Genomic DNA, 23656 nt, shown 5'->3' with positions numbered 1-23656 from the left:
TGTCTTCCCGACCGAAACAGATTTCCTGCGCCGATAGCCTCAGCGCGCGCTTTCCCACACCTCGAAATCCGCCGCGCATTTCCGCCGCAACTTGGCCTGGGTCTCGCCGGAGAGTGTCAGGTCGCGGTCGGGCGACACATTCTCGCGCGGGAGGTCGATTGTTGTCTGCAACCGCTCTTCGAGAAAACCGATCAGACCTGACTGGTTTTCATATTTGAACAGATGCGCCACCGACACGCCATTGGGGCGCGGCTCGACGAACTTTGCCTGACCGCCGACGTTCGCGTAGGGCGGGCGCTCTCCCTGCGCATAGGCATCACAGAACGCGTCAAAACTCATGCCCCGGGTGGAGGTTGGCTTGCCTTCAAGGAAACCCCGTTGGCGATAACGATACCAGGATCCCAGCCAGTCAACGGGTTCCCGGATCACGGCCAGCAATTCCATCTCCCCGCCGACCTTGTCAAACATCGGACGGAAAAACCGATTGTACCGATAGACCGGAGCGTGTTTGAGTTCGGGCGGGTCGGACACAACCATTGAGGCCATGGACCCAAGCGCGTGCGCATAGGCCGTTGTCCCCGTCTTGGGCACGGCCAACATCACCAAACGCGCCTTCCAGAACACCAGCATTCAAATTGTTCCCGACTTGTAAACCTTCCCTTAACCCTCGCGCAGCAGAGTGGGAAAGGAAAGATTTGACTTGAAATGTTCACGCTTTGACCTCATAGCGATTGGAACAAGAGGTGAACGAAAGCAGCGATTGCCGCGCTCCTCGGCATATGGAATAAGGATCGAAACGCATGGCAACGGCAGATCTTCTAAGTATGGACGACAAGAAAAAGGCTGAAAAGCAAAAGGCCCTGGACAGCGCGCTGGCCCAGATCGAACGACAGTTCGGCAAGGGCTCCATCATGAAGCTGGGCGGTGAAAACGCGATCCGGGATATCGAATCGACTTCGACCGGGTCGTTGGGTCTGGATATCGCGCTGGGGATCGGTGGGCTGCCCAAAGGGCGGATCATCGAGATTTACGGGCCGGAAAGCTCTGGCAAGACCACGCTGACGCTGCATGTGGTTGCCGAAGAGCAGAAAAAAGGCGGCGTTTGCGCCTTTGTCGATGCAGAGCACGCGCTGGACCCGCAATACGCGAGAAAGCTGGGCGTCGACCTGGACGAACTGCTGATCTCGCAGCCCGACACTGGCGAACAGGCGCTTGAAATTGTGGATACACTGGTGCGGTCCGGCGCGGTCAACCTTGTGGTTGTCGACTCCGTTGCCGCGCTGACGCCGAAGTCCGAACTTGAGGGCGACATGGGCGACAGCAGCGTCGGCGTACACGCCCGCCTGATGAGCCAGGCAATGCGCAAGCTGACGGGATCGATCAGCCGGTCGAACTGTATGGTGGTTTTCATCAACCAGATCCGGATGAAGATCGGCGTGATGTTCGGCTCTCCCGAGACGACCACCGGCGGCAACGCGCTCAAGTTCTATTCGTCCGTGCGTCTGGACATCCGTCGTATCGGTTCGATCAAGGACCGCGATGAGGTGGTCGGCAACCAGACCCGCGTCAAGGTGGTCAAGAATAAGGTGGCCCCGCCGTTCAAGCAGGTGGAATTCGACATCATGTATGGCGAAGGCATCTCGAAGATGGGCGAACTGATCGATCTTGGCGTCAAGGCCGGCGTGGTTGATAAATCCGGTGCCTGGTACAGCTATGGAGATGAGCGGATTGGGCAAGGGCGTGAAAACGTCAAGACCTACCTGCGTGAGAACAAGCGCGTCGCCTATGAGATTGAGGACAAGATTCGCGCGGCGCATGGGTTGGACTTTGACATGCCCGAGGTCGACCCGGAGCTGACCGAAGACTGACCAGAAGTCGGCATGACGATCACATGACGACCAAAGGGCGCCGCACAGGGCGCCCTTTTTTCATACCGCTGATGTCCCGCACCTTGGTTTGACACGCCAATGCCGCGCGTCGATCCGAACCGGACCAAGCGGCGGTGGACACCGACGGGCGGCGCGGATACATCTGCGCCGATCACTCGCCCGCGAAGAGGCCCGACATGGCAAGCCTGAACGACATCCGCTCTACCTTTCTGACCTATTTCGAGAAACAGGGGCATGAGGTTGTGGCCTCCAGTCCGCTGGTGCCGCGCAACGACCCGACGCTGATGTTCGTCAACTCGGGCATGGTGCAGTTCAAGAACCTGTTCACCGGGGTAGAAAAACGCGACTACAACCGCGCCACGACTTCGCAGAAATGCGTGCGTGCGGGCGGCAAACACAACGACCTCGACAACGTCGGTTATACAGCGCGACATCACACCTTTTTCGAGATGTTGGGGAATTTCTCTTTCGGCGATTATTTCAAGACCGAGGCTATTCCGTTTGCTTGGGAATTGATCACGAAGGAATTCGGGATCGACCCCAAGCGCCTGTTGACGACGGTCTATCACACCGACGATGAGGCGTTTGAAATCTGGAAAAAGGTCGGTGTTCCCGAGGACCGGATCATTCGGATCGCAACCTCTGACAACTTCTGGCAGATGGGTCCGACTGGTCCCTGCGGGCCATGCACGGAAATCTTCTACGATCACGGCGATCATATCTGGGGCGGCCCTCCGGGCAGTGCCGACGAAGATGGCGACCGTTTCATCGAGATCTGGAACGTTGTCTTCATGCAGAACGAGCAGTTCGAGGACGGCTCGATGAAGGCGCTGGACATGCAGTCGATCGACACCGGCATGGGGCTGGAGCGGATCGGCGCGCTGTTGCAGGGCAAACACGACAACTATGACACCGACCTGATGCGCAGCCTGATCGAGGCCAGCGCCGATGCGGCCTGCGTCGATCCTGATGGGCCGGGCAAGATGCACCACCGCGTCATTGCGGATCACCTGCGGTCAACGTCGTTCCTGATTGCCGACGGGGTGATGCCGTCAAACGACGGGCGTGGCTATGTGCTGCGCCGCATCATGCGCCGCGCGATGCGCCATGCGCATCTGCTGGGCGCGCAGGATCCGATGATGTACCGTCTTGTGCCGGCGTTGGTGCGCCAGATGGGGCAAGCCTATCCGGAACTCGGTCGCGCGCAGGCGCTGATCGAGGAAACACTGCGATTGGAAGAGACCCGCTTCAAGGCGACGCTGGATCGCGGGCTCAAGCTGTTGGATGACGAACTGTCCGGTCTGGACGCCGACGCGCCGCTGCCGGGGGCCGCCGCGTTCAAGCTGTATGACACTTTTGGTTTTCCACTGGACCTGACACAGGACGCGCTGCGTGAAAAGAACCGCACGGTTGATGTCGATGGGTTCGACACCGCGATGCAGGAACAAAAGGCCCGCGCGCGGGCGGCATGGAGCGGATCGGGTGAGGCGGCGGATGCGACCGTCTGGTTCGACATCGCCGACAGCCACGGTGCAACCGATTTCCTGGGCTATGATACAGAGATCGCCGAGGGTCAGGTGCTGGCGTTGGTGGTGGATGGCAAGGCTGTCGATACGCTGTCGGCGGGCCAGAGCGGCTGGGTCGTTCTGAACCAGACACCCTTTTATGGCGAGTCCGGTGGCCAGGTCGGTGACACCGGCTGGCTGCGCCGTCTGGAGAACGAAGACGAGGGCGCGACAGTCACGGACACCCAAAAGATGGCCGGTGGCAAGGTTATCGCCCATCTTGTGACGGTCGACCGTGGTGCGCTGACCAAGGGTGATGCGCTGCAACTGGAGGTCGACCACACCCGTCGGTCTGCGATCCGCGCCAACCACTCGGCCACGCATTTGCTGCATGAGGCGCTGCGCGAGGCGCTAGGCAACCATGTCGCGCAGCGCGGCTCTCTCAATGCGCCGGATCGCCTGCGGTTTGATTTTAGCCACGGGCAGGCGCTCAGCCTTGAGCAATTGCGCGCGGTCGAACGGGACGTCAACGCCTTTATCCGCCAGAACGCGACCGTCAGCACACGGATCATGACGCCGGACGACGCGCGCGCCATGGGCGCTCAGGCGCTGTTTGGCGAGAAATACGGCGACGAGGTGCGCGTGGTTTCGATGGGTGTCCAGAGCGGCACTGGGAAAGGCGCCGAAGGGCAAACCTATTCGATCGAGCTGTGTGGCGGCACCCACGTTGGCCAGACCGGCGACATCGGCCTGTTTGTCACGCTGGGTGACAGCGCGTCCAGCGCAGGCGTGCGCCGGATCGAGGCGCTGACCGGCGCTGCCGCCTTTGACTACCTGTCGCAGCAGGATCACCGGCTGGCCGAAGTGGCAGGCGCGCTGAAGGCAAGTGCTGCCGATGTACCGGGCCGGGTCAAGTCCCTGCTGGATGATCGCAAGCGTCTGGAAGGCGAAGTGGCGCAACTGCGCCGCGAACTCGCAATGGCGGGCGGCGCGGGGCAGGGCGGCGGTGCGGACGCGCGTGAAATCAATGGGATCAAGCTCGTTGCTCAGGTGCTGAGCGGGGTCACCGGCAAGGATCTGCCGCCGCTGATTGACGAACACAAAGGCCGGATCGGCTCTGGTGCGGTGCTGCTGATCACGGATGCGGGTGGCAAGGCGGCCGTGGCCGCAGGTGTGACCGATGACCTGAAGGGCGCGCTGTCGGCGGTGGATATCGTCAAGGCGGCGGTGGCCGAACTGGGCGGCAAGGGCGGCGGTGGTCGCCCGGACATGGCGCAGGGTGGCGGTGCCAGTGCCGACAATGCAGAGGCCGCCATCAAGGCCGCCGAATCCGTGATCGAGGGGATGAAATGATGCCAGCACTCTGGATAGCCCATGTGACTGTGACCGACACCGACGCCTATGGCCGGTACGCCGAACTGGCAGGGCCGGCAATCGCCGAGCATGGCGGTGTGTTCATCGCCCGTGGCGGTCGTTATGTGCAGCTTGAGGGCAAGGAACGTCCGCGCAATGTCGTGGCCCGGTTTCCGTCGGTTGAGGCGGCTGTGGCCTGCTATCAGTCCGATGCCTACCAAGAGGCGTTGAGCCATGCGCGTGGCGCCTCTGAGCGCGAGCTGATGGTGGTCGAGATCACCGAGTGAGGCCATTGGCCGATCTGCGCCGGTCGTTTGACGGGCCGGGGCGGTTGGACTGGATCGGTCTGCGACCTGCCCGAAAGGCGCAGCTTGTCGCGGTCGAGCGTGCGACCGTCACATTTGATGGCTTGACCGACGACCATGGCCGTCCCGGCAAGCGGGCAGTCACCTTGATCCAGGCGGAACACCTGCCGGTCATCGCAGCACTGGTGCGCCGCGATAGCGTGCCAACCGACGTGCTGCGGCGAAATCTGGTGATTTCTGGTATCAATCTGACCGCGCTCAGGGAATTCGGCCTGCGCATCGGCTCTGTTCGCCTGACCGTCACGGCGCCTTGCGCGCCATGCTCACGGATGGAAATGGCTTTGGGGGCGGGCGGCTATTCGGCTTTGCGCGGACATGGCGGATGGTGCTGTTCAGTTTTGCAGCCCGGGTTGATTGCGCTTGGGGATGCCGTCGTACCGGATCTTGACTAGGCATCGGCACCTTTTTGCCCGCTGCCAATTCGAATTGAGCGATCTCCTGCCGCCATTCTTTGCCGGGCTTTGGAAGAAAACTGATTCGTGCGACATTCAGCCAAAGCCCTTTGTATAGGCTTATAATTTTCCGGTTCCGTGAATTGTTCCCGATATAGAAAAAATCATTCACTTCGGTTCTGACTGGACCGTTGCAAAACTATGGCACCTCCACCACAGAATCTGTGATTTCAGGTGGAAAATGCGGGGTTTGACGAATTTTGCTGTGCCAAGTCAGGAATTCCTGTCGCGCCTCCCCGAATTTCTTGGCTAGAGTTTGGATACCTTCAATTTTCTTGGGAGAAAGATCATGAAAAAAGTTCTTGCCGGCGCACTTCTCGCAGCTGCCTTTGCAGCCCCCGCCATGGCGTGGGAAGGCAACGTCGTTGCCTGCTACGACAAAGTCTGGGTTCCGGCCAAGTACGGCTACAAGCAGCACCTGATCATGGCGTCCCACACTGAGTGGGAATACAAGAACGGCCAGATGATCAAGGTCCATTACCCGGCTGTCTACAAAGAGTCGAAGCACATGGTCAAAGAAGGCTACTATGTGGCCAAGAAAGCTGCCTGCAAGTAAGTTGCGCGCACCGAAATGAGAAAGGCGCGGGGTCTGCCACCCCGCGCCTTTTTTTGTTGTTCCGTCTTATGTTGTTCCGTCGGTTTTGAAACCGAAACAGAGGTTTAGAGGATGCAGTTGATCCTGTGATGATCCAACTCTGCCGCTGATGCGGCACATCCTCTCCTCTGCCCCTTTACCTGTCCTGCGCCCGTATCCTGTGGGCAGGGTGCGTTTCAGACGCCGCTGCGCGACATGCGCTTGCGCTCATGCGGGTCAAGAAAGCGTTTGCGCAGACGGATAGCGTTGGGTGTGACCTCGACCAGTTCATCGTCGTTGATGTAGGCGATGGCCTCTTCCAAGGACAGAGTGATCGGAGTGGTCAGCCGAACCGCTTCATCGGTGCCGCTGGCGCGCACGTTGGTCAGTTTCTTGCCCTTGAGCGGGTTCACCTCAAGGTCGTTCTCGCGGCTGTGTTCGCCGATGATCATGCCCTGATAGATCTGGGTCTGTGCGCCGATCATCATTCTGCCGCGGTCTTCGAGGTTCCAGAGCGCGTAGGCGACGGCTTCGCCGGATTCCATGGAAATCAGAACACCCGCACGGCGACCCGGGATCGGGCCCTTGTGCGGGGTCCAGCCGTGAAAGACGCGGTTCAGGACACCCGTACCGCGTGTGTCGGTCAGGAATTCGCCATGGTAGCCGATCAGCCCGCGCGAAGGCACATGCGCAATGATGCGCGTCTTGCCAACGCCCGCTGGCCGCATTTCAACCAGCTCGCCCTTGCGAACGCCGGTCAGCTTTTCGATGACCGCGCCGGAATACTCGTCATCGACGTCGATGGTGGCCTCTTCGACGGGTTCCAGCGTTTTGCCGTCCTCTTCGCGCAGGATCACCTGCGGTCGTGAGATCGACAGCTCAAACCCTTCGCGGCGCATGTTTTCGATCAACACGCCCATCTGCAGTTCGCCACGGCCCGACACCTCAAAGGCCTCGCCGCCGGGGGTGTCCTTGATGCGGATGGCGACGTTGGTTTCGGCCTCTTTGTACAGCCGGTCGCGGATCACGCGGGACTGCACCTTTTTGCCGTCACGGCCCGCCAGCGGGCTGTCGTTGATGCCAAAGGTGACGGTGATGGTCGGCGGGTCGATGGGCTGTGCCTCGAGCGGTTCGTCCACCGCCAGCGCGCAAAGCGTGTCGGCCACGGTTGCCTTGGTCATGCCAGCAAGGCTGATGATATCACCGGCCTCTGCCTCGTCGATGTCTTGCAGCGTCAGGCCACGGAACGCCTGGATCTTGGTGACGCGGAATTGTTCGATCTTCTGGCCGATGCGCGACAGGGCCTGAACGGTCTGTCCGACCTTCACGCGACCGGATTCGATACGGCCAGTCAGCAGGCGACCGACAAAGGGATCGGCCCCCAGAGTCACCGCCAGCATCCGGAAGTCATTATTGACCTGCTTGACCTGCTTGGGGGCGGGGACGTGGTTGACGATCAGGTTGAACAGCGCATCAAGGTTCTTGCGCGGTCCGTCCAGTTCCGCATCGCACCATCCCGAGCGGCCCGAGGCATAGAGATGCGGAAAGTCCAATTGGTCCTCATCCGCATCGAGGTTTGAAAACAGGTCGAACACCTCATCCAGTGCGCGGTCAGGTTCGGCGTCAGGCTTGTCGACCTTGTTGAGCACGACAATCGGGCGCAGACCCAGTGCCAGCGCCTTGGAGGTGACGAATTTGGTCTGCGGCATCGGGCCCTCAGCCGCATCGACCAGCAGGACGACGCCGTCAACCATCGACAGGATGCGTTCCACCTCGGCGCCGAAATCGGCGTGGCCGGGGGTATCCACGATGTTGATACGCTTGCCCTTCCATTCGACGCTGGTTGCCTTGGCAAGGATGGTGATCCCGCGTTCGCGTTCCAGATCGTTGGAATCCATGGCGCGTTCGGCCACGGCCTGATTGGCGCGAAAGGCGCCGGATTGTTTCAGCAGCTCGTCCACAAGCGTTGTTTTGCCGTGGTCGACGTGGGCGATGATCGCGACATTGCGCAAATCCATTAGACGTTTCCTTTGTCCGGAGTTGGCGCGGGCGTAGCCGGGACGCGGCAAAAAGGCCAGAGCCGTTTTGCCGCAAGCATGTTGCAAGGGTGGAACAGGTCACGGTCGCGCGAGCGTCAAAGGGAACCAGCGGGCTTTCGCCGTGGGATCGATCCGCCTCAGCGGCCTTTGGCCGGTCCAGAGCCCCGGGACAGGTCGGAGGGAACAAGATGCGATCCGGCCCGTTGAAAGGGCATGACGGACGGATACATCCGATTGTGACATGACGCGCCGCCCAAAGAGCGGCGTACGGAACCAGAGAAGGAGACAGTCATGAAATCGAGCATTTTTGCACTGGTGGCAGCAGCCGCAACACTTGGAGCGGCCCCGGTTCTCGCCGGCAGCCTTGACGATACCCCGGTCGAGGTCGTGCCTGCGGCCCCGATCGCGCCCGTTGCACCGATTGGTGTCGACTGGACCGGCCTCTATGGCGGTCTGTCGCTGGGCAACATGAACGCCCAAGGCGGTGGCACGTCGAACAACGGCACCATCTATGGCCTGCATACCGGCTATGACTATGACTTTGGCAAGGTCGTCGTGGGTGGCGAGTTCGAATACCAGGCCGGCGATGACTATTCCCTTGGTGGCGTGGACGTGGACAACGTGATGCGGCTCAAGGGTCGGGTTGGCTACGAAATGGGCCAATCGCTGCTGTACGGCACTGCCGGTGTTGCACGGATCGACACCGCGCTGGGGGATGCTACCGGCCCCGTGGGCGGTGTTGGTCTGGAGTATCGCGTGAACGACCGTGTCTCGATCGGTGGTGAGGCGCTGGCACACAGCTTTGACGATGTCGGCGGGTCGGGCGTTGACGTCGACGCGCAGACGTTCTCGTTGCGGGCGTCCTTCCGCTTCTGATGTCCCCCCATTTGGCGGACGGACCCCGTCCCCCCGGAGCACTCGCTCCGGGGGGATTTTTATTGAGGTGGCACTTTAGTGCGGTGACGTGTTCGAAAACAGGTGGATGACCAGAATCCCGGTCAGAATGAGGCCCATTCCGAGCACGGCGGCCAGATCAAGCTTTTGGCCGAAAACCACCAGACCAATGGCCGCGATCAGGACAATCCCCAGTCCCGACCAGATGGCATAGGCAATGCCGACGGGAAAATGTTTCAACGCGATCCCCAAAAGGTAGAACGCCGCGCCATAGGCAAGGATCACGATGATCGTCGGCCCCACCCTTGTGAACTGTTGGCTGGCTTGCAACGCGGTGGTGCCGATGGTTTCGGCCAGCACGGCAAAGGCAAGGAGCAGGTAGGGCATTGAACTCTCCGGACTGCGCGGCAAATGGCGCGCGGTGTCACCGATGCCACGCTCCGGACCCGGTCGCAAGACACAGGCCCATCCGGGGCGCGGCGACCGCAAGGGGGCTGCGCCCCTTTGCGTCGGTGCGGTGTCAGGCGGGCAGGTGGATGTTGAACCGGGCCCGGATCGCGGCATCGGTCGCGGGATCGAACCGTGCCGCGCTGCGACTGTTCAGTATGGCGTCCTTGCGGGCGGTCGCGTTCACCAGCAGATCCGGTTTGTCCTTTTCCTCCCATTCCTTGGGGGAACTGCGGTTGCCCAGTCTGGGATAGACATGGTCACGCTGCATCCGGCCCAGGGTGGCGTCGGTGCCAAGGTAGTGGCCGGGTCCGTTCAGGCAGACGTCGCGCATCTGTTCCAGCGCAAGTGTTTCGTCGTCGACCTCGATCCCGCGCACGCAGCGCAGCGCCTGACCGATCAGATCGTCGCCCAGGATCAGGCTTTCGTGACAGAACCCCAGCAGTGAGGCATGCATCCCGGCGGCCTCGTAGACCATGTTCAGGCCGGATAGTCCGGCCATCACATTGGTGCACATCTGCTCCCATCCGGCCTGCATGTCCGGCAGCTTGGAATCCGATGCGCCCCCGGTGGCCCCGCCGGGCAACCCGTAGTAGGCGTGCATCTGCGCGCAACCCGACGATAGCAGCGCCTGTTCGCCCGACCCCACGGTCATGGCCCCAGACCGCAGGTCCAGACCAAAGGGCCAGGTGCCAAAGATTGCCGGATGGCCCGGTTTCATCGCGTTCACATAGACCACACCAGCCAGACATTCGGCCACCGCCTGCACGATGGCGCCGGCGATGGTCGAGGGCGCGGTGGCGCCTGCCATGCCCGCGCTCAGCAACAGGACAGGCATGCCGCCGCGAATGCAGGATTCCATTGTCTCACAGCTTTCAGTGGCGAATTTCATCGGCGGCACAACAAAGCAGTTGGAGTTCGACACGAAAGGGCGCGCGCGCCAGGCGTCCTCGCCACCCGCGATCAGGTGCAACAGCTCCAGCCCCTCGGCCACATGGGAGGGGTCGGAAAATGACGTGCCAACATGTTTGGTGGTGCCGGCGCAGCAGGCGTAGATGGTGTTCAGGTCCATCTCCCGGTTGTCGCTAATGTCCCGGGCCACCATGGGCCGTTGCAGGAAATGGATATTGTCCAGCACATGCGCAATCCGCGCGGCATCGTGCAGATCCTGCACGGTGCTTTCACGGTAGGCGCGTCCCGAGACATCGACCATGTGCACGGCGGCGCCCGCGGTGCCGTAGTGAACACGCTGTCCCGACAGGTCCATGTCAAAGCGCGGGTCGCGGCCACACAGCGACAGGTCCCGGCACGCCTTGGCCAGCATATCCTCGACCAGCGCGGGCGAGAACCGCAGCCGCCCGTCATCCCCCAGCCGGGCACCGGCGGCGGTCATGATCTCGATGCCGGATGCGGGCGCATCCGCAAGGCCGATCTCATCCAGCGCCAGCAGGGCGGTGGCATGGATACGGTCGACCTGGGCGTCGGTCAGCGGCCGGTACTTGCCGCCGGTCATGCCGGGACGGACGGGACGGATGTCATCGGACAAGGCGGCTGCGCGAGAGGCGACACGGGCGGCGCGGCCACCGCTGCGGCGGGAGAGAGGGGCGGTCATGATCGGAATTCCATTTTTTTTTGGGAACGCTCAGGGACAGGTCAGTGGCAGGGGACATGGTCCGGCCGACCACGGGCCGCGCGTCCGCGTCGGGCGCCGATCTTGCGCAGGATCAAGGAGATGGTTGCGTTTTCCCGGCACATGACAGCCAGCGTTCCCGACAGACCTGGTCTTGTCTGTGCCGAAAACGACGCCATGTCGCTTTTGCTCTGGTGGCGAAAATGAATTCAATTTTACAGGCGGTTAAGCGCGCGTAAATGCACCGTGCCTAATGTGCGAACACCCGAACCCAACACCGGAGATGTTTGATGATTCGCGCTTTCCTTCTTTCGGCCGCTCTGATTGCGGCGGCCCCGGCGGCCATGGCGGTTGAACCGCACGCCGCTATGCAGGCTTATGTCGACACCGAAATCATGACCTGGGCGCATGATGGCACGATCATTGATGCGATTGCAGCCCAGAACACCCAGACCGCAGGCTACGACGCCATCCGGATCGATGCGCTGGACAAGACCTGGCGCGCCGAGGTCGGCACCGGGTCTGACATGGTGGATGGCGTGCTGACGAACGCCGCAGCCGATTTCCTGCGCACACGGATTGCCGCCAGCGGCGGCATGATCACAGAAGTCTTTGTCATGGACGCGCAAGGGCTGAACGTCGCCGCCTCTGGCGCCACGTCTGACTACTGGCAAGGGGATGAGGCAAAGTTTCAGGAAACATATCCCAAGGGTGCCGGTGCCGTGCATTTCGGCGAGATCGAATTTGATGAGTCCAGCCAGACCTATCAGGCACAGATCTCTGTCACGATCACGGACCCGTCCAGTGGCGCGCCGATCGGCGCCATGACCATCGGGATCGACGCCGAAGCGTTGATGTAATCCCCGCCAACAACATCAAGATACCAACGGGCAAGGAACGCGAGCATGACACAGGACGGCAACACGCGGCTTGGGGCCGGGCTGCATTCGGTATTCGTCAGATGTGCGGCGATCATGGCCATCACCACAATTGTGGTGGCGGGCCTGATCTCGGTTCAGGCGACGTCTCTGATCAAGGGACTGGCGGTCAAGGGCGTCGTCGATATGGCGGCCAAGACGGTCGAACGCAACGCCGAGGCGCTGGCCAAGCCGATCAAGTTCAAGGTTCTGCCCAAGATCGACGAAATGACTTCGGCCGCATTGAGCGCGGCCGGAGCGGATGGAAGCGCCATGGCGGTTCTGGATGCGGATGGTTCGCTGCTGGCGTCTGCGGGCGACGATCCGGCGCTTTTGGATGAGGTGGCCGTGCTGGCGCGCACCGTTCTTGAAAGCGGAACCCGGCAGGTATCGCGGCAGGGGTTGATCGTCGCAGAGCCAGTGATGGCCGGGCCGGAAGGGCCGGTCATCGGTGCGCTTGTCATGGCATGGAATGCCGATGCGGCGCTGGCGGCGGTCGGTGCTGACAAGTTGCGTATGCTGCTGACAGCGGCTGCGGTTTTTGTTGTTCTGATGGCGGGCACGCTGCTGGTGTTGCAGCGCAGTCTGGGACGCCCCCTGCGACAGGTGAACGAAGCCATCAACCGGATCTCACTCGGCGACTATGAGACCGAGATCGGCATGACCGGGCGGCGGGACGAATTTGGTGAGATCGTCACGCATATGGGCTCCTTGATCGGGGCGCTGCGCGACGCGCGTTCCGCCGAAGAGGCGCGCGCCGAGAATATGGAACGGCAGGTCGAAATGGTCCATCATCTGGGCACCGCGTTGGATATGCTGGCAGATGGCGTGCTCAACCGTGAGATCGAGGCCGAATTCCCCGAGGAATACGCAGCGCTGCGCGCCAACTATAATCGCGCGGTCACCAGCCTTCGGCAGGTCATCGACGAGGTCTCTGCCAGTGCAGGCAGCTTGCTGGACAACGCCAACCAGATCACCGCCGCCTCGGACGATCTGGCCCGCCGGACGGAAACCCAGGCCGCCACGCTGGAGCAATCGGCGGCGGCGTTGGAAGAATTGTTGAGCAGCGTCACCGCTGCGGCGGAAAACGCGCAGAGCGCCGATGAGCAGGTCCGCCAGACCCGCGATATTGCCGAGCGGAACGGACAGGTTATGAAATCCGCCATCGAGGCGATGGGCGCGATCGAAAAATCGTCGGATCAGATCAGCGAAATCACCAATGTGATCGACGATATCGCGTTTCAAACCAATCTTCTGGCGCTCAATGCAGGGGTCGAGGCGGCCCGTGCCGGGGAATCCGGTAAGGGCTTTGCCGTGGTTGCCACAGAGGTCCGCGGCCTGGCCCAGCGTAGTGCAGCCGCCGCCCAACAGATCAAGGATCTGATCACCGGCGCCGGTGAGCAGGTGACCAGCGGCGTCAGACTGGTCGAAGAGGCAGGTGGCGCATTGGACGATGTGCTGGCCCGCGTGGCCGATGTCTCGAAGATGGTCAGTGGCATCGCCAACAGCGCCGGAGAGCAGGCGCAGGGCTTGCAGGAAATCAACGTCGGCGTGTCGAACCTTGACAGGGTCACGCAACAGAACGCCGCCATGGTCGAAGAGGCCACAGCCTCGGCGCATATGATGCGCGGGGATGCCAGCGCCCTCAGCGAAACGGTCGGCCGGTTCACAACGCATGGCGACGGCCCGTCCAACCGCGCCACCAGGACACCTGCCACAGGCGCGGTAGAAAAAGCAGCCTGACCGAAACCGCCGAAGGCCAATGGAAGGCCAATGACAGACCGCCACCGCAGCGCTACGGTGTCGGTCGACAATCCTGCGGTCGCAGCCCCATTTACGTTCGGTTGCCCAAAATGCGGGCATTTTCTGTCAGCTGTCTCTGAGTTGCGGCATTGCCCGTTTGATTGCGCGTCGAATTTGGCAACGGGTTTACATCCCCGCGCGCGAAGGGTTCTGTGGAAGCAGGAAAACGCAACTCGGGACAGACGGGAAAACAATGGCGATTACGGCGAGCATTCGGCACCTCACGCATTACAAGTATGACCGCCCGGTCACGCTATCCCCGCAGATCATCCGACTTCGCCCCGCGCCGCACAGTCGCACCCGGGTTATCAGCCATTCGCTCAAGGTCTCGCCAGAGGGGCATTTCGTAAACCACCAGCAGGACATCTATGGCAACTGGCTGGCGCGTTTCGTCTTTCCCGAGCCGGTGACAGAGTTCCGGATCGAGGTCGATCTGGTTGCCGACATGACCGTCTACAACCCGTTCGACTTTTTCGTCGACGATGTGGCGCGCGAATGGCCCTTTACCTATCCCGAAGACATTGCCCCCGACCTTGCGGTCTATCGCAAGGCGGTGCCGATCACACCCAAGGTCAAGGCCTGGGTGGAAAAGGTGCCGCGTAAAAAGCAGGTCACCATCGACTTTCTGGTCGAGCTGAACCGCCAGTTGGAAACGCAGATCGATTATCTGATCCGCATGGAACCGGGGGTGCAGACACCCGAAGAGACGCTGACCAAGGGCTCTGGCTCTTGCCGTGACACCAGTTGGCTGCTGATCAATATCCTGCGCCACCTGGGCTTTGCCACGCGCTTTGTCTCGGGCTACCTGATCCAGTTGAAACCGGATCTGGAGGCGCTTGATGGCCCCTCGGGCACGGACCATGATTTCACCGATCTGCATGCTTGGTGTGAGGTGTATCTGCCCGGCGCGGGCTGGGTCGGCCTTGACCCGACCAGCGGCCTGCTGACGGGGGAAAGCCACATCCCTCTGGCCGCAACCCCGCATTACAGCAATGCCGCGCCAATCGTCGGCGGGTTTGAAGGGCATGAGGACACCAAGACCGACTTCGACTTTGCGATGGAGGTGACGCGCATCGCCGAACACCCGCGCATTACCAAACCGTTCTCGGAAGAAAGCTGGCAGGCGCTGGACGCGCTGGGGCGAAAGGTTGACGAGGAAATCGAGGCGGCGGACATGCGCCTGACCATGGGCGGAGAGCCGACTTTTGTGTCGATCGACGATTTCGAAAGCCCGGAGTGGAACACCGACGCCGTTGGCCCGCAAAAGCGTGCCCTTGCGGACGAGTTGATCCGGCGACTGCACGACAAATTCGCACCCGGCGGTTTCCTGCATTACGGGCAGGGCAAATGGTATCCGGGCGAAACCCTGCCACGCTGGACATTCTCGCTGTACTGGCGCCACGACGGCAAACCGATTTGGCGCAACAAGGATCTGGTGGCCCGCGAAACGGACAAATCCGCGACAGAGGTGGACGCCGAACGGTTCATGGTCGGGTTTGCCAAATCGCTGGAAATCGGGACCGAATACGTGCAACCCGCCTTTGAGGACCCGGCGGTCTGGATCCTCAAAGAGGCGGAATTGCCCGAGAACGTGACGCCCGAGGATTCCCGCCTGAAAGACCCCGAGGCACGCCAGAGGATCGCGCGGGTGTTTGAGCGCGGGCTGGACAAACCGGCGGGTTTCGTCCTGCCGATCCAGCGCTGGCAATCGCGCGCCTTTGGCCGTGGCTGGCGGTCGGAACGCTGGCGGGCGCGGCGTGGCCACCTGTTCCTGATTCCCGGCGACAGCCCGGTGGGCTTTCGTCTGCCGTTGGGCGCGCTGCCCTATATCAGCCCGTCCAACTTTCCCTACGTCTACCCGGCGGATCCCAACGTCCCCGTCGAGGAATTGCCGGACTTTCTGGAGATGGACGACAAACGGCAGGCCGTCTTTGAGGAACTTCGCCGCATCGCCCAGGAAGAGCGGGACACGCTGCCCGAAACCACACCGGGCCGCGAACAGCCGGTGTCGGCCCTGCGCGGCGATGAACCGTCAGAGGCGCTGCGGGAACAGGCCGTGACGCCAGACGGGGCCACAGTGCGGACCGCCATCGCGGTCGAGCCGCGCGATGGCAAGCTGTGTCTGTTCATGCCGCCGGTCGAACAGCTGGAGGATTACCTTGAGCTGATTTCTGCGGCTGAGGCCACGGCCGATGCGCTGGACCTGCCGCTGCATATCGAGGGCTATACCCCACCGCATGATTCCCGCCTGAACGTCATCAAGGTCGCGCCGGATCCCGGCGTGATTGAGGTCAACGTACATCCGGCGTCCAGCTGGAAAGACTGCGTCGACATCACCAGCACCGTCTACGATGAGGCCCGTCAGTGTCGCCTTGGCGCGGACAAGTTCATGATCGATGGCAAACACACCGGCACGGGCGGCGGCAACCACGTTGTCGTGGGGGGCGCGACGCCGATGGATTCGCCCTTCCTGCGGCGGCCGGATCTGCTGCGGTCACTGATCCTGTACATGCAGCGGCATCCGTCGATGTCCTATCTGTTTTCCGGGACGTTCATCGGGCCGACCAGTCAGGCACCGCGCATCGACGAGGCGCGGCATGACACGCTGTATGAGCTTGAAATCGCGATGTCGCAGATCCCCGACCCAGACGAAGGGGGCGCACCGCCGCCTTGGCTGGTGGACCGGCTACTGCGCAACATCCTGATCGACGTGACCGGCAACACCCACCGGGCCGAGATCTGCATCGACAAGCTGTATTCACCCGACGGCCCGACCGGACGATTGGGGCTGGTGGAGTTCCGCGGCTTTGAGATGCCGCCGGATCCGCGCATGAGCCTTGCGCAACAGGTGCTGATCCGGGCGCTGCTGGTCAGGCTGTGGAAATCGCCGGTCAAGGGCAAGCCGGTGCGCTGGGGCACCACGCTGCACGACAGGTTCATGCTGCCGGAATTTGTCTGGGCGGATTTCCTGGATGTGCTGAGCGACCTCAAGGATCACGGGTTTGACCTGCGGCCCGAATGGTATGAGGCGCAGCGCGAATTCCGCTTCCCCTTTGCCGGTGAAATCGAGGCAGACGGCGTGCATCTGGAGGTGCGTCAGGCGTTGGAGCCCTGGCATGTGCTGGGCGAACGCGGCGCGATTGGCGGCACGGTGCGCTATACCGACAGTTCGGTTGAGCGGATGCAGGTGCAACTGACCGCCGCTGACGCGGATCGCTATGTCGTCTGCTGCAATCAGCGCAAGGTGCCGATGACCCAGACGGGGGAAAACGGGCGTCGCGTAGGGGGGGTCCGGTTCAAGGCATGGCAACCGGCAGAGGCGTTGCACCCGGTTCTCCCGGTAGATGCGCCGCTGATCTTTGACATCTTCGACACATGGTCGGGGCGAGCGATTGGCGGATGTACCTATCATGTGGCGCATCCGGGCGGACGGAGTTACGACACGTTCCCGGTCAACACCAACGAGGCAGACGCCCGTCGGCTTGCGCGGTTCGAGAAACAGGGGCATACGCCGGGGACGTATCAGCCCGCCACCGAAAGCCCGCATCCGGAGTTTCCAATGACACTTGACCTGCGTCGCGCCCCCTGGATCTGACCATGGTCGACCCCGGCGCCGCTGCACCGGCGCGCAAGGCGCCGCTGGAACATTATCAGCCACCCAAAGGGGTGGCTGATGAATTGTTGCGGCGTGACGGCACTTTGCGCCCGGCGTGGAAGCCGATGATTGATCACCTGGCGGGGCGCAATCCCGGCCAGGTCGCTCAGGATTTTGCCCGTGGCGATCTGTATTTGCAGGATGCGGGTGTCTACTATCGCCAGTACACCGGCGATGAGTCCGCCCTGCGCGACTGGCCGCTGAGCCATATACCGGTGATCATCGGTGAGACCGAGTGGCGCGACCTTGCCGCCGGGATCGAACAGCGCGCCGAGCTGTTGGAACGCACCATGGCGGACCTGTACGGGCCCGCCGATCTGGTCAAACGCGGGCTGTTGCCTCCGCAGCTGATCGCGCGCAATCCCGAGTGGCTGAACCCGATGGTCGGGGTGAAACCACGCTCGGGGCACTACCTGCATTTCCTTGCCTTTGAGATCGGGCGCTCCCCCGATGGCAGTTGGCTGGTGTTGGGCGACCGGACACAGGCACCGTCTGGCAGTGGCTTTGCGTTGGAAAACCGCATGGCCACCCTGCGCGTCTTTCATGAGCTTTACCCGGAGGCGAATGTACAACGCCTCGCCGGGTTCTTTCGCAGCTTTCGCGATCGGCTGACCCAGTTGCGTGGCACAGAGCAAGGGCAGGTGGCGATCCTGACACCGGGCCAGCACACCGACACCTATTTCGAACACGCCTATATCGCGCGTTACCTGGGGTTCCTGCTGCTGGAATCCGAGGATCTGGTGACGGTGGATGGCCGCCTGATGGTGCGCACCATCAGCGGGCTGGAGCCGGTCAGCGTGCTGTGGCGTCGGCTCGACTCGCGGTTTGCCGATCCACTGGAACTGGATGAGACATCCGCCTTGGGCACGCCGGGGATGGTCAGCACCCTGCGCTCCGGGTCGGTGACGATGCTGAACTGCCTGGGGTCCGGCGTGCTGGAGGCGCGGGCGCTGATGGCCTTTTTGCCGCGCATCTCAGAGGCGCTGCTGGGAGAGCGGTTGAAGCTGCCCAATATCGCCACTTGGTGGTGCGGCCAGGCCAAGGAGCGCGCCTATGTGCGCGATAATCTGGAACGGATGATGATCGGACCGGCGCTGTCGACCGATCTGCCCTTTGACTATGACAGCACCACGGCGCTTGGCGGTCGGTTCCGCGACAATGCGCGTGGTCCGGTGCTGGACTGGTTGGAAAAGAACGGCGGCAATCTGGTGGGGCAAGAGGCGGTCACGCTGTCCACCACCCCGGCGATGATCGACGGCAAACTGGTGCCGCGTCCCATGGTGGTGCGGGTCTTTGCGGCACGCACACGCGATGGCTGGACGGTGATGCCAGGTGGCTATGCCCGCATCGGGCGCAATGGCGATCCCACGGCACTGGCCATGCAAAGCGGCGGGTCAGTGGCGGATGTCTGGGTTGTGGGCGACAGCCCGGTAGAGCCGGATACCCTGTCCGGCCAACAGCCCGGTCCCTTTGTGCGGCGGATGCCCGGACGTCTGCCCGCGCGGGCGGCGGACAACCTGTTCTGGCTGGGCCGCTATGTGGAGCGGGCGGATTTTACCGCCCGGACCCTGCGCGCCTATCATCTGCGGCTGGAGGATCACGGCGGCACGCCGATGCCGGTGTTCGACCAGTTGGGCCGCTTTCTGGAGGGGCGCGGGTTGTACTTGTCGCAACCCATGCCGGATCTGTTCCTGACCCTGCTGGAAAACGCGCGCGGCTGTGCGGGCAAGGTACGCGACCGTTTTTCGGACGACGGCTGGTATGCGCTGGATGAGCTGGAGGCTGCCGCCCGCGCTCTGGCTGGCGCGGTCGAACCGGGCGATGCCACCGGCCGCGCGCTCAGCCAGTTGCTGCGCAAGCTGGCCGGGTTTGCCGGTCTGGTGAACGACAACATGTTCCGGTTTTCCGGCTGGCGGTTCATGTCGATGGGCCGCGCGCTGGAACGCGGGGTTCAGATTTCCGATCTGCTGGCGGTGTTCTCGGCCACGGGTGCGCCGCAGGGCAGTCTGGATGCCGCACTGGAGATCGGGGATAGCGTGATGACCCACCGCCGGCGCTATTCGGTCGAAACCAACCGCAACACGGTGGTTGATCTGTTGGCGTTGGACCCGGAAAATCCGCGCTCGGTGATCTACCAGGCCGGGGTGTTGCTGGATCAGCAGGCGAAGCTGCCCCGCCGCAACAAGACCAGCCAGCTCAGCACGGTGGGACGCCGCATCCTGCGGTTCCACACCGACCTGAGCGTCGTCACGCCAGAGGATCTGGACAGCGCGGCGCTGGCCAAGGTGGCCGACGATTTGCAGGCTGTGTCGGATGCCATCCATAACGAATACATGGGGTAGGCGATGCTCTACGACGTCACGCTTGAAGTGCGCTATGCCTACAACCTCCCTGCCGCCTCTGCCCGAATGCACCTGCGCATGTTGCCGGGCAGCGGGGCCGCCCAACGGTTGGTGTCCGGCCTTCTGGTGGCGGACCCGCAACCGGCCTATCGCCTGGATCGGGTGGATTTCTTTGGCAACGCCCTGACAGAGATCACCTACGATTCGCCGCTGGACGCCGTGGACTTTCGGTTCATCGGGCGCATCCAGCGCATGGACTTGCCCAATGAACTGGATCTGTCCTGCGCCTTGCAGGACATGCCGCGCGAACTGTCAGAGGTGCTGTCGCTTGCGCCGGAGTCGCCGCATCATTTTATGGGGCCTTCGGACCGCGTGGCACCTGTGCCCGCCATCAGCGCCTTTGCCCGCAGCCTCACACGGCTGGATCAGCCGGTGCTGAAGGTGGTTGAGGCCATCGCCCACGGGTTACATGACGAGATCACCTTTGACTCGACGGCGACGGATGTGACAACCGATCCGGCAGAGGCCTTTGCCAACCGGCGCGGCGTCTGTCAGGACATCAGCCATATCATGATCGCCGCGCTGCGCGGGATCGGGATTCCGGCGGGCTATGTCTCTGGGTTTCTGCGGACCGAACCGCCCGAGGGGCAGGAACGGCTGGCGGGCGCGGATGCGATGCACGCCTGGGTGCGGGCCTGGTGCGGCTCTGAAATGGGCTGGATCGAGATTGATCCGACCAACGACATGCGGGTAGGGGCCGACCATATCAGCGTGGCGGTCGGCCGTGACTATGCCGACGTGGCCCCGGTCAAGGGATCGTTGCGCAGTTCGGGGCTGCACAGCACGCGACACAGCGTCGACATGATTCCGGTGCCGGGCAGAGGCCCGGCAGAGGACCGGACCCGCAGCAACACCGATTAGACCCTGTCAGGCGATGAGGTCATCGCCAAACGTCGCCACATGTTCAGTTCCGTTGTCCCAGGTGGTGATCCTCTCGACCAGCGCACCGCTGTCGTCATAGCTTTCTGTCACGCTGGCCCAAACATAGGCATCCGCCGCATCAGTCTGGACCGTGCTGCTGCGCAGCCCGTTGGCAAAGTTGATTTCCATGATGCGACCGTCGTCAAAGGTGTTGACCTTGCTGGCCAGCCTGCCTTCGTCATCGAAGGTTTGGGCAATCGAGTGCCAGACAAAGTCGTCGGCGCCGTCGATGATTGTCTGTGACACCATCTGACCGTCGCTATAGCCGGTTTCGATTTCGCGTCCATCGTCATAGATCATCACGCGTGAGACCCGCGCCCCGGTTTCGGTGTCGAACGTGTCGGTATAGCTGGACCAGATTGCCCTGTCGGGTCCGTCGGTCATGGAAAGCGCGCTGCGTGCCCCCCCCGTGTAAGAGGTCACCTGGACGCTGCCGTCATCGTGGAGGAAGCTGTGCTCTGTCAGCATGCCGTCGGCCTCATAGCTGCGGGCGGTGGACTGCCAGGTGAATTGGTCACCACCATCGGTCACCAGCGATCCGGTGCGCACGCCTTCGGAGTCATAAAAGACATCGACGATCTTGCCGCTGTCCCAGGTCTGGCTGGTGACGATCCGGGCGCCGGTGTCGTCGAAGACGTCGGTATAGCTTTCCCAGGAATAGACATCGGCCGTGTCGGTCATTGTCGTCTGGGTGCGCTGGCCGTCGGCAAAGCTGATCTGCAACACGCGACCGTTGTCATAGGTATTGGTCTGGCTGGCCCTTTGGCCCGTGGCAGAATAGCTGCGGGTGATGCTCTGCCAGATGTGGCTGTCCGCCACGTCCACCTCCAGCGTTTCATCGGTCAGGCCGCTGCCGGTCTTGTACAGATGAACCGTGGTGACCATTCCATCGGATTGGATGGTGCCAAAGGCCCCGTCGGCAAAGCTCAGGGTTTCGATGTCCGTCAGCATATCCATGCCGTCGTCACCATCGCTCAGGTCGGCATCGGAAATCCGCAGCGCGCCATCCCACATCAGGTCGTAACCCTCTGACGCTCCGGTGAAGATGACTGTGTCTTCGCCCGCACCTCCATCAATCGTGTCGTCCCCTTCGCCGGGTTTAATGGTGTCGGCACCGTCGCCGGACTGAATATGGTTGTCAGCGGCGTTGCCGGTGATGTGATCGTTGCCGGCGCCGGTGATGGCATTTTCGATCACCGCGCCGCGCGCGATGCCGAAATTGCCCACATAGCCGTCAAGATCCGACCATGTGGCGTCGATCAGGCTCAGGCGCTGGTTGTAGTCCCGCGTTCCAAGGTCGATCAGGTCGATCCCTGAACTGTCGAAGATCGTGACCGCGCGGCCCCGTTCCAGATCCATGCCGGTCGCGTCCAGATTGGTGTTGTCGCCAAAGACGCTGTCTCCGACATGGACGTTGTCGGGTGTGCCATACAGGTTCTGGATCGCAAGGATGTCGGCCATTTGCGGCGAATTGAGGTACATCCCCGAGGCATCGACATTCGGGTTTTCCCACTGGGCAAAGTAGGACATGACCGACATCTGCCAGCTGTCGTTGGCGTAATGTGCCTGACTGTCGAAATCTGCGCTGCCGTTGTAGGTGCCGCCGTGTCCCAGACCCAGTGCATGGCCGATCTCGTGGATATAGGTCTGGTAGTAGTAGTCGATATTGTCCTGCCAGCTGACATGAACATTGACCACGGAATAGGCGATTTCGTTCCAGCCCGTATAGACGGCGGAATAGGCATAGGCGCCGCCGTCCGTGTCCTGAAAGGTGATGTCCGCATCGCCCGATGTGGCCATGAACTGCAGTCCCGAAACCGCCGTCCACGCAGCCAGCGCCGCCATCGCGGCGGCCTGTCCGACAGAGTCGAGCCCATCAAGGTTGACCGTCACCGTGTCGCCCGCCTGAATGTCAAAGGCGCGCCAGTCCCCGCCACCCGACTGCCAGTAGCCATGGGTCAACTGCGTGGCGACCTGATCCAGCGAATAGACCGGTTTTGACGGCGTGGGCGCGCTGCTGCCTTCGCCGACAGTTGCGGCGGCGGTCGGGCCGGTCAGGCCATGGAAATCATAGTCAACGGTCTCGGGGTTCAGGCTCTGACAGAGAAAGCACATGGGGTGGGGTCCAGTTCTTCAGGTGCGCGCCTCGCCTGGTCGTGGGCAGAGGCGAGACGCGCAGGGGCAAACCCGTCTGGCGCAGACCCGGCAGAGGGTCTGTGCCAGACGGCTGGTTCCGGTCGGGAGCAGACCCGACACGTTGTTGTATGGTGGTGCGCTGCAAGGGGCCTGATCCGGGGCACACGACCGCGCAAGGCGCCAGGGGCGCGTCTTGCGTGTCCATGTGTGCTTGTTCCGAAACGTCATTTCATAGGTCCTGAAGCAGCGTGGCGAGCAATGGACCGGCAAGCAAACCGATCCGAATGTCATGTGTGGATAGCTCCTGCATAGCAAGACTTTTTTGAGTGATTTTGCACTGGTCAGAAGCAGACGTGTGTCCGGCCTGTTCGCGCGGCACTCGTAGCCGCTGGCCCTGATGGTTTCCGCGACCAAGTCCCAAACGGCTTATCGAACAACATTGTGTCCTGGACATTCGACGGGTTGTCTTGGTTGGCGGGCTGACTGTGCGCCATCATTTCAATGGTCTTGCTGTCTCGGGTGTTCCTTTTCCTTTCTTTAGGCTGCGTGGGGCCGATAGTATTCGTTCTTGGTCAGCACTGCCCAAACTATTCGTGCGGTCTTGTTCGCCATTGCGACGGTCGCCAGTCGAGCAGGCTTTCGTTCCAGTAGGCCTATAGCCCATGGATCTACAC

At 62.1% G+C, this 23656-nt stretch carries 16 protein-coding genes and 1 pseudogene; 11 read left to right on the top strand and 6 right to left on the bottom strand.

Translation table 11 applies throughout. The features are described 5' to 3' along the window. Positions 1–39: 39 nt before the first annotated feature. Positions 40–630, bottom strand: a complete 591-nt coding sequence (locus tag CHB90_RS06615) for a gamma-glutamyl kinase (protein WP_089277076.1) — start codon at positions 628–630, stop codon at positions 40–42. Positions 631–800: 170 nt separating this feature from the next. Between CHB90_RS06615 and recA the strand changes: the two genes are divergently transcribed. The 5 genes from recA (at position 801) to CHB90_RS06590 (ending at position 6120) form a co-directional block, all read left to right on the top strand. After that, a complete protein-coding gene (gene recA, locus CHB90_RS06610) occupies positions 801–1868 on the top strand; it encodes a recombinase RecA (protein WP_089277075.1) in 1068 nt (355 codons plus the stop codon). Positions 1869–2065: 197 nt separating this feature from the next. Beyond that, positions 2066–4747, top strand: coding sequence for an alanine--tRNA ligase (alaS, locus tag CHB90_RS06605; RefSeq protein WP_089277074.1), 2682 nt, complete (start codon positions 2066–2068; stop codon positions 4745–4747). Next, positions 4747–5034, top strand: a complete 288-nt coding sequence (locus CHB90_RS06600) for a DUF1330 domain-containing protein (RefSeq protein WP_089277160.1) — start codon at positions 4747–4749, stop codon at positions 5032–5034. The genes alaS and CHB90_RS06600 overlap by 1 nt, the downstream gene beginning before the upstream one ends. After that, a complete protein-coding gene (locus tag CHB90_RS06595) occupies positions 5031–5504 on the top strand; it encodes an MOSC domain-containing protein (protein ID WP_089277073.1) in 474 nt (157 codons plus the stop codon). The genes CHB90_RS06600 and CHB90_RS06595 overlap by 4 nt, the downstream gene beginning before the upstream one ends. 349 nt (positions 5505–5853) lie before the next feature. Beyond that, positions 5854–6120 (top strand): hypothetical protein, encoded by a 267-nt coding sequence (locus CHB90_RS06590; RefSeq protein ID WP_089277072.1) that lies wholly within the window; start codon positions 5854–5856, stop codon positions 6118–6120. A gap of 215 nt (positions 6121–6335) precedes the next feature. Here the strand turns inward: CHB90_RS06590 and typA are convergent, their stop codons facing one another. Then, positions 6336–8156: a translational GTPase TypA gene (typA, locus tag CHB90_RS06585; RefSeq protein WP_089277071.1), complete on the bottom strand. Its 1821-nt coding sequence runs from the start codon at positions 8154–8156 to the stop codon at positions 6336–6338. A 312-nt stretch (positions 8157–8468) separates the two neighbouring features. Between typA and CHB90_RS06580 the strand changes: the two genes are divergently transcribed. Further along, positions 8469–9053, top strand: a complete 585-nt coding sequence (locus tag CHB90_RS06580) for an outer membrane protein (RefSeq protein WP_089277070.1) — start codon at positions 8469–8471, stop codon at positions 9051–9053. A gap of 75 nt (positions 9054–9128) precedes the next feature. Here the strand turns inward: CHB90_RS06580 and CHB90_RS06575 are convergent, their stop codons facing one another. Both CHB90_RS06575 and CHB90_RS06570 read right to left on the bottom strand, forming a co-directional pair. Next, positions 9129–9458 carry an SMR family transporter gene (locus CHB90_RS06575; protein WP_089277069.1) on the bottom strand — a complete coding sequence of 110 codons (330 nt, stop codon included), beginning with the start codon at positions 9456–9458 and terminating at the stop codon, positions 9129–9131. A gap of 133 nt (positions 9459–9591) precedes the next feature. Then, complete coding sequence (locus CHB90_RS06570; RefSeq protein ID WP_089277068.1) at positions 9592–11130, bottom strand: trimethylamine methyltransferase family protein; 1539 nt, start codon at positions 11128–11130, stop codon at positions 9592–9594. Positions 11131–11438: 308 nt separating this feature from the next. Between CHB90_RS06570 and CHB90_RS06565 the strand changes: the two genes are divergently transcribed. From CHB90_RS06565 to CHB90_RS06545, 5 genes are all read left to right on the top strand, one after another. Then, positions 11439–12008, top strand: a complete 570-nt coding sequence (locus CHB90_RS06565) for a cache domain-containing protein (RefSeq protein WP_089277067.1) — start codon at positions 11439–11441, stop codon at positions 12006–12008. 45 nt (positions 12009–12053) lie between these two features. After that, entirely contained in the window at positions 12054–13808 is a 1755-nt protein-coding gene (locus CHB90_RS06560) for a methyl-accepting chemotaxis protein (protein ID WP_089277066.1), read from the top strand. A gap of 253 nt (positions 13809–14061) precedes the next feature. Then, entirely contained in the window at positions 14062–17463 is a 3402-nt protein-coding gene (locus CHB90_RS06555; RefSeq protein ID WP_089277065.1) for a transglutaminase family protein, read from the top strand. 2 nt (positions 17464–17465) lie between these two features. Continuing rightward, the gene (locus tag CHB90_RS06550; protein WP_089277064.1) at positions 17466–19865 is read left to right on the top strand and encodes a circularly permuted type 2 ATP-grasp protein; all 2400 of its coding nucleotides are present in this window, start codon (positions 17466–17468) and stop codon (positions 19863–19865) included. Between the two features lie 3 nt (positions 19866–19868). Beyond that, positions 19869–20786 carry a transglutaminase family protein gene (locus CHB90_RS06545; protein ID WP_089277063.1) on the top strand — a complete coding sequence of 306 codons (918 nt, stop codon included), beginning with the start codon at positions 19869–19871 and terminating at the stop codon, positions 20784–20786. Positions 20787–20792: 6 nt separating this feature from the next. Here the strand turns inward: CHB90_RS06545 and CHB90_RS06540 are convergent, their stop codons facing one another. Further along, positions 20793–22961 carry a M10 family metallopeptidase C-terminal domain-containing protein gene (locus CHB90_RS06540; protein WP_089277062.1) on the bottom strand — a complete coding sequence of 723 codons (2169 nt, stop codon included), beginning with the start codon at positions 22959–22961 and terminating at the stop codon, positions 20793–20795. Positions 22962–23519: 558 nt separating this feature from the next. Next, positions 23520–23656: pseudogene (locus tag CHB90_RS26105) on the bottom strand (IS110 family transposase); the annotation flags it as partial.

Origin of the sequence: Antarctobacter heliothermus (assembly GCF_900188425.1) — a bacterium.
In the GTDB taxonomy this organism is placed as follows: domain Bacteria; phylum Pseudomonadota; class Alphaproteobacteria; order Rhodobacterales; family Rhodobacteraceae; genus Antarctobacter; species Antarctobacter heliothermus.
The sequence above is the reverse complement of the archived record's forward strand: the minus strand, read 5'-3'. Positions and strand labels throughout refer to the sequence as shown.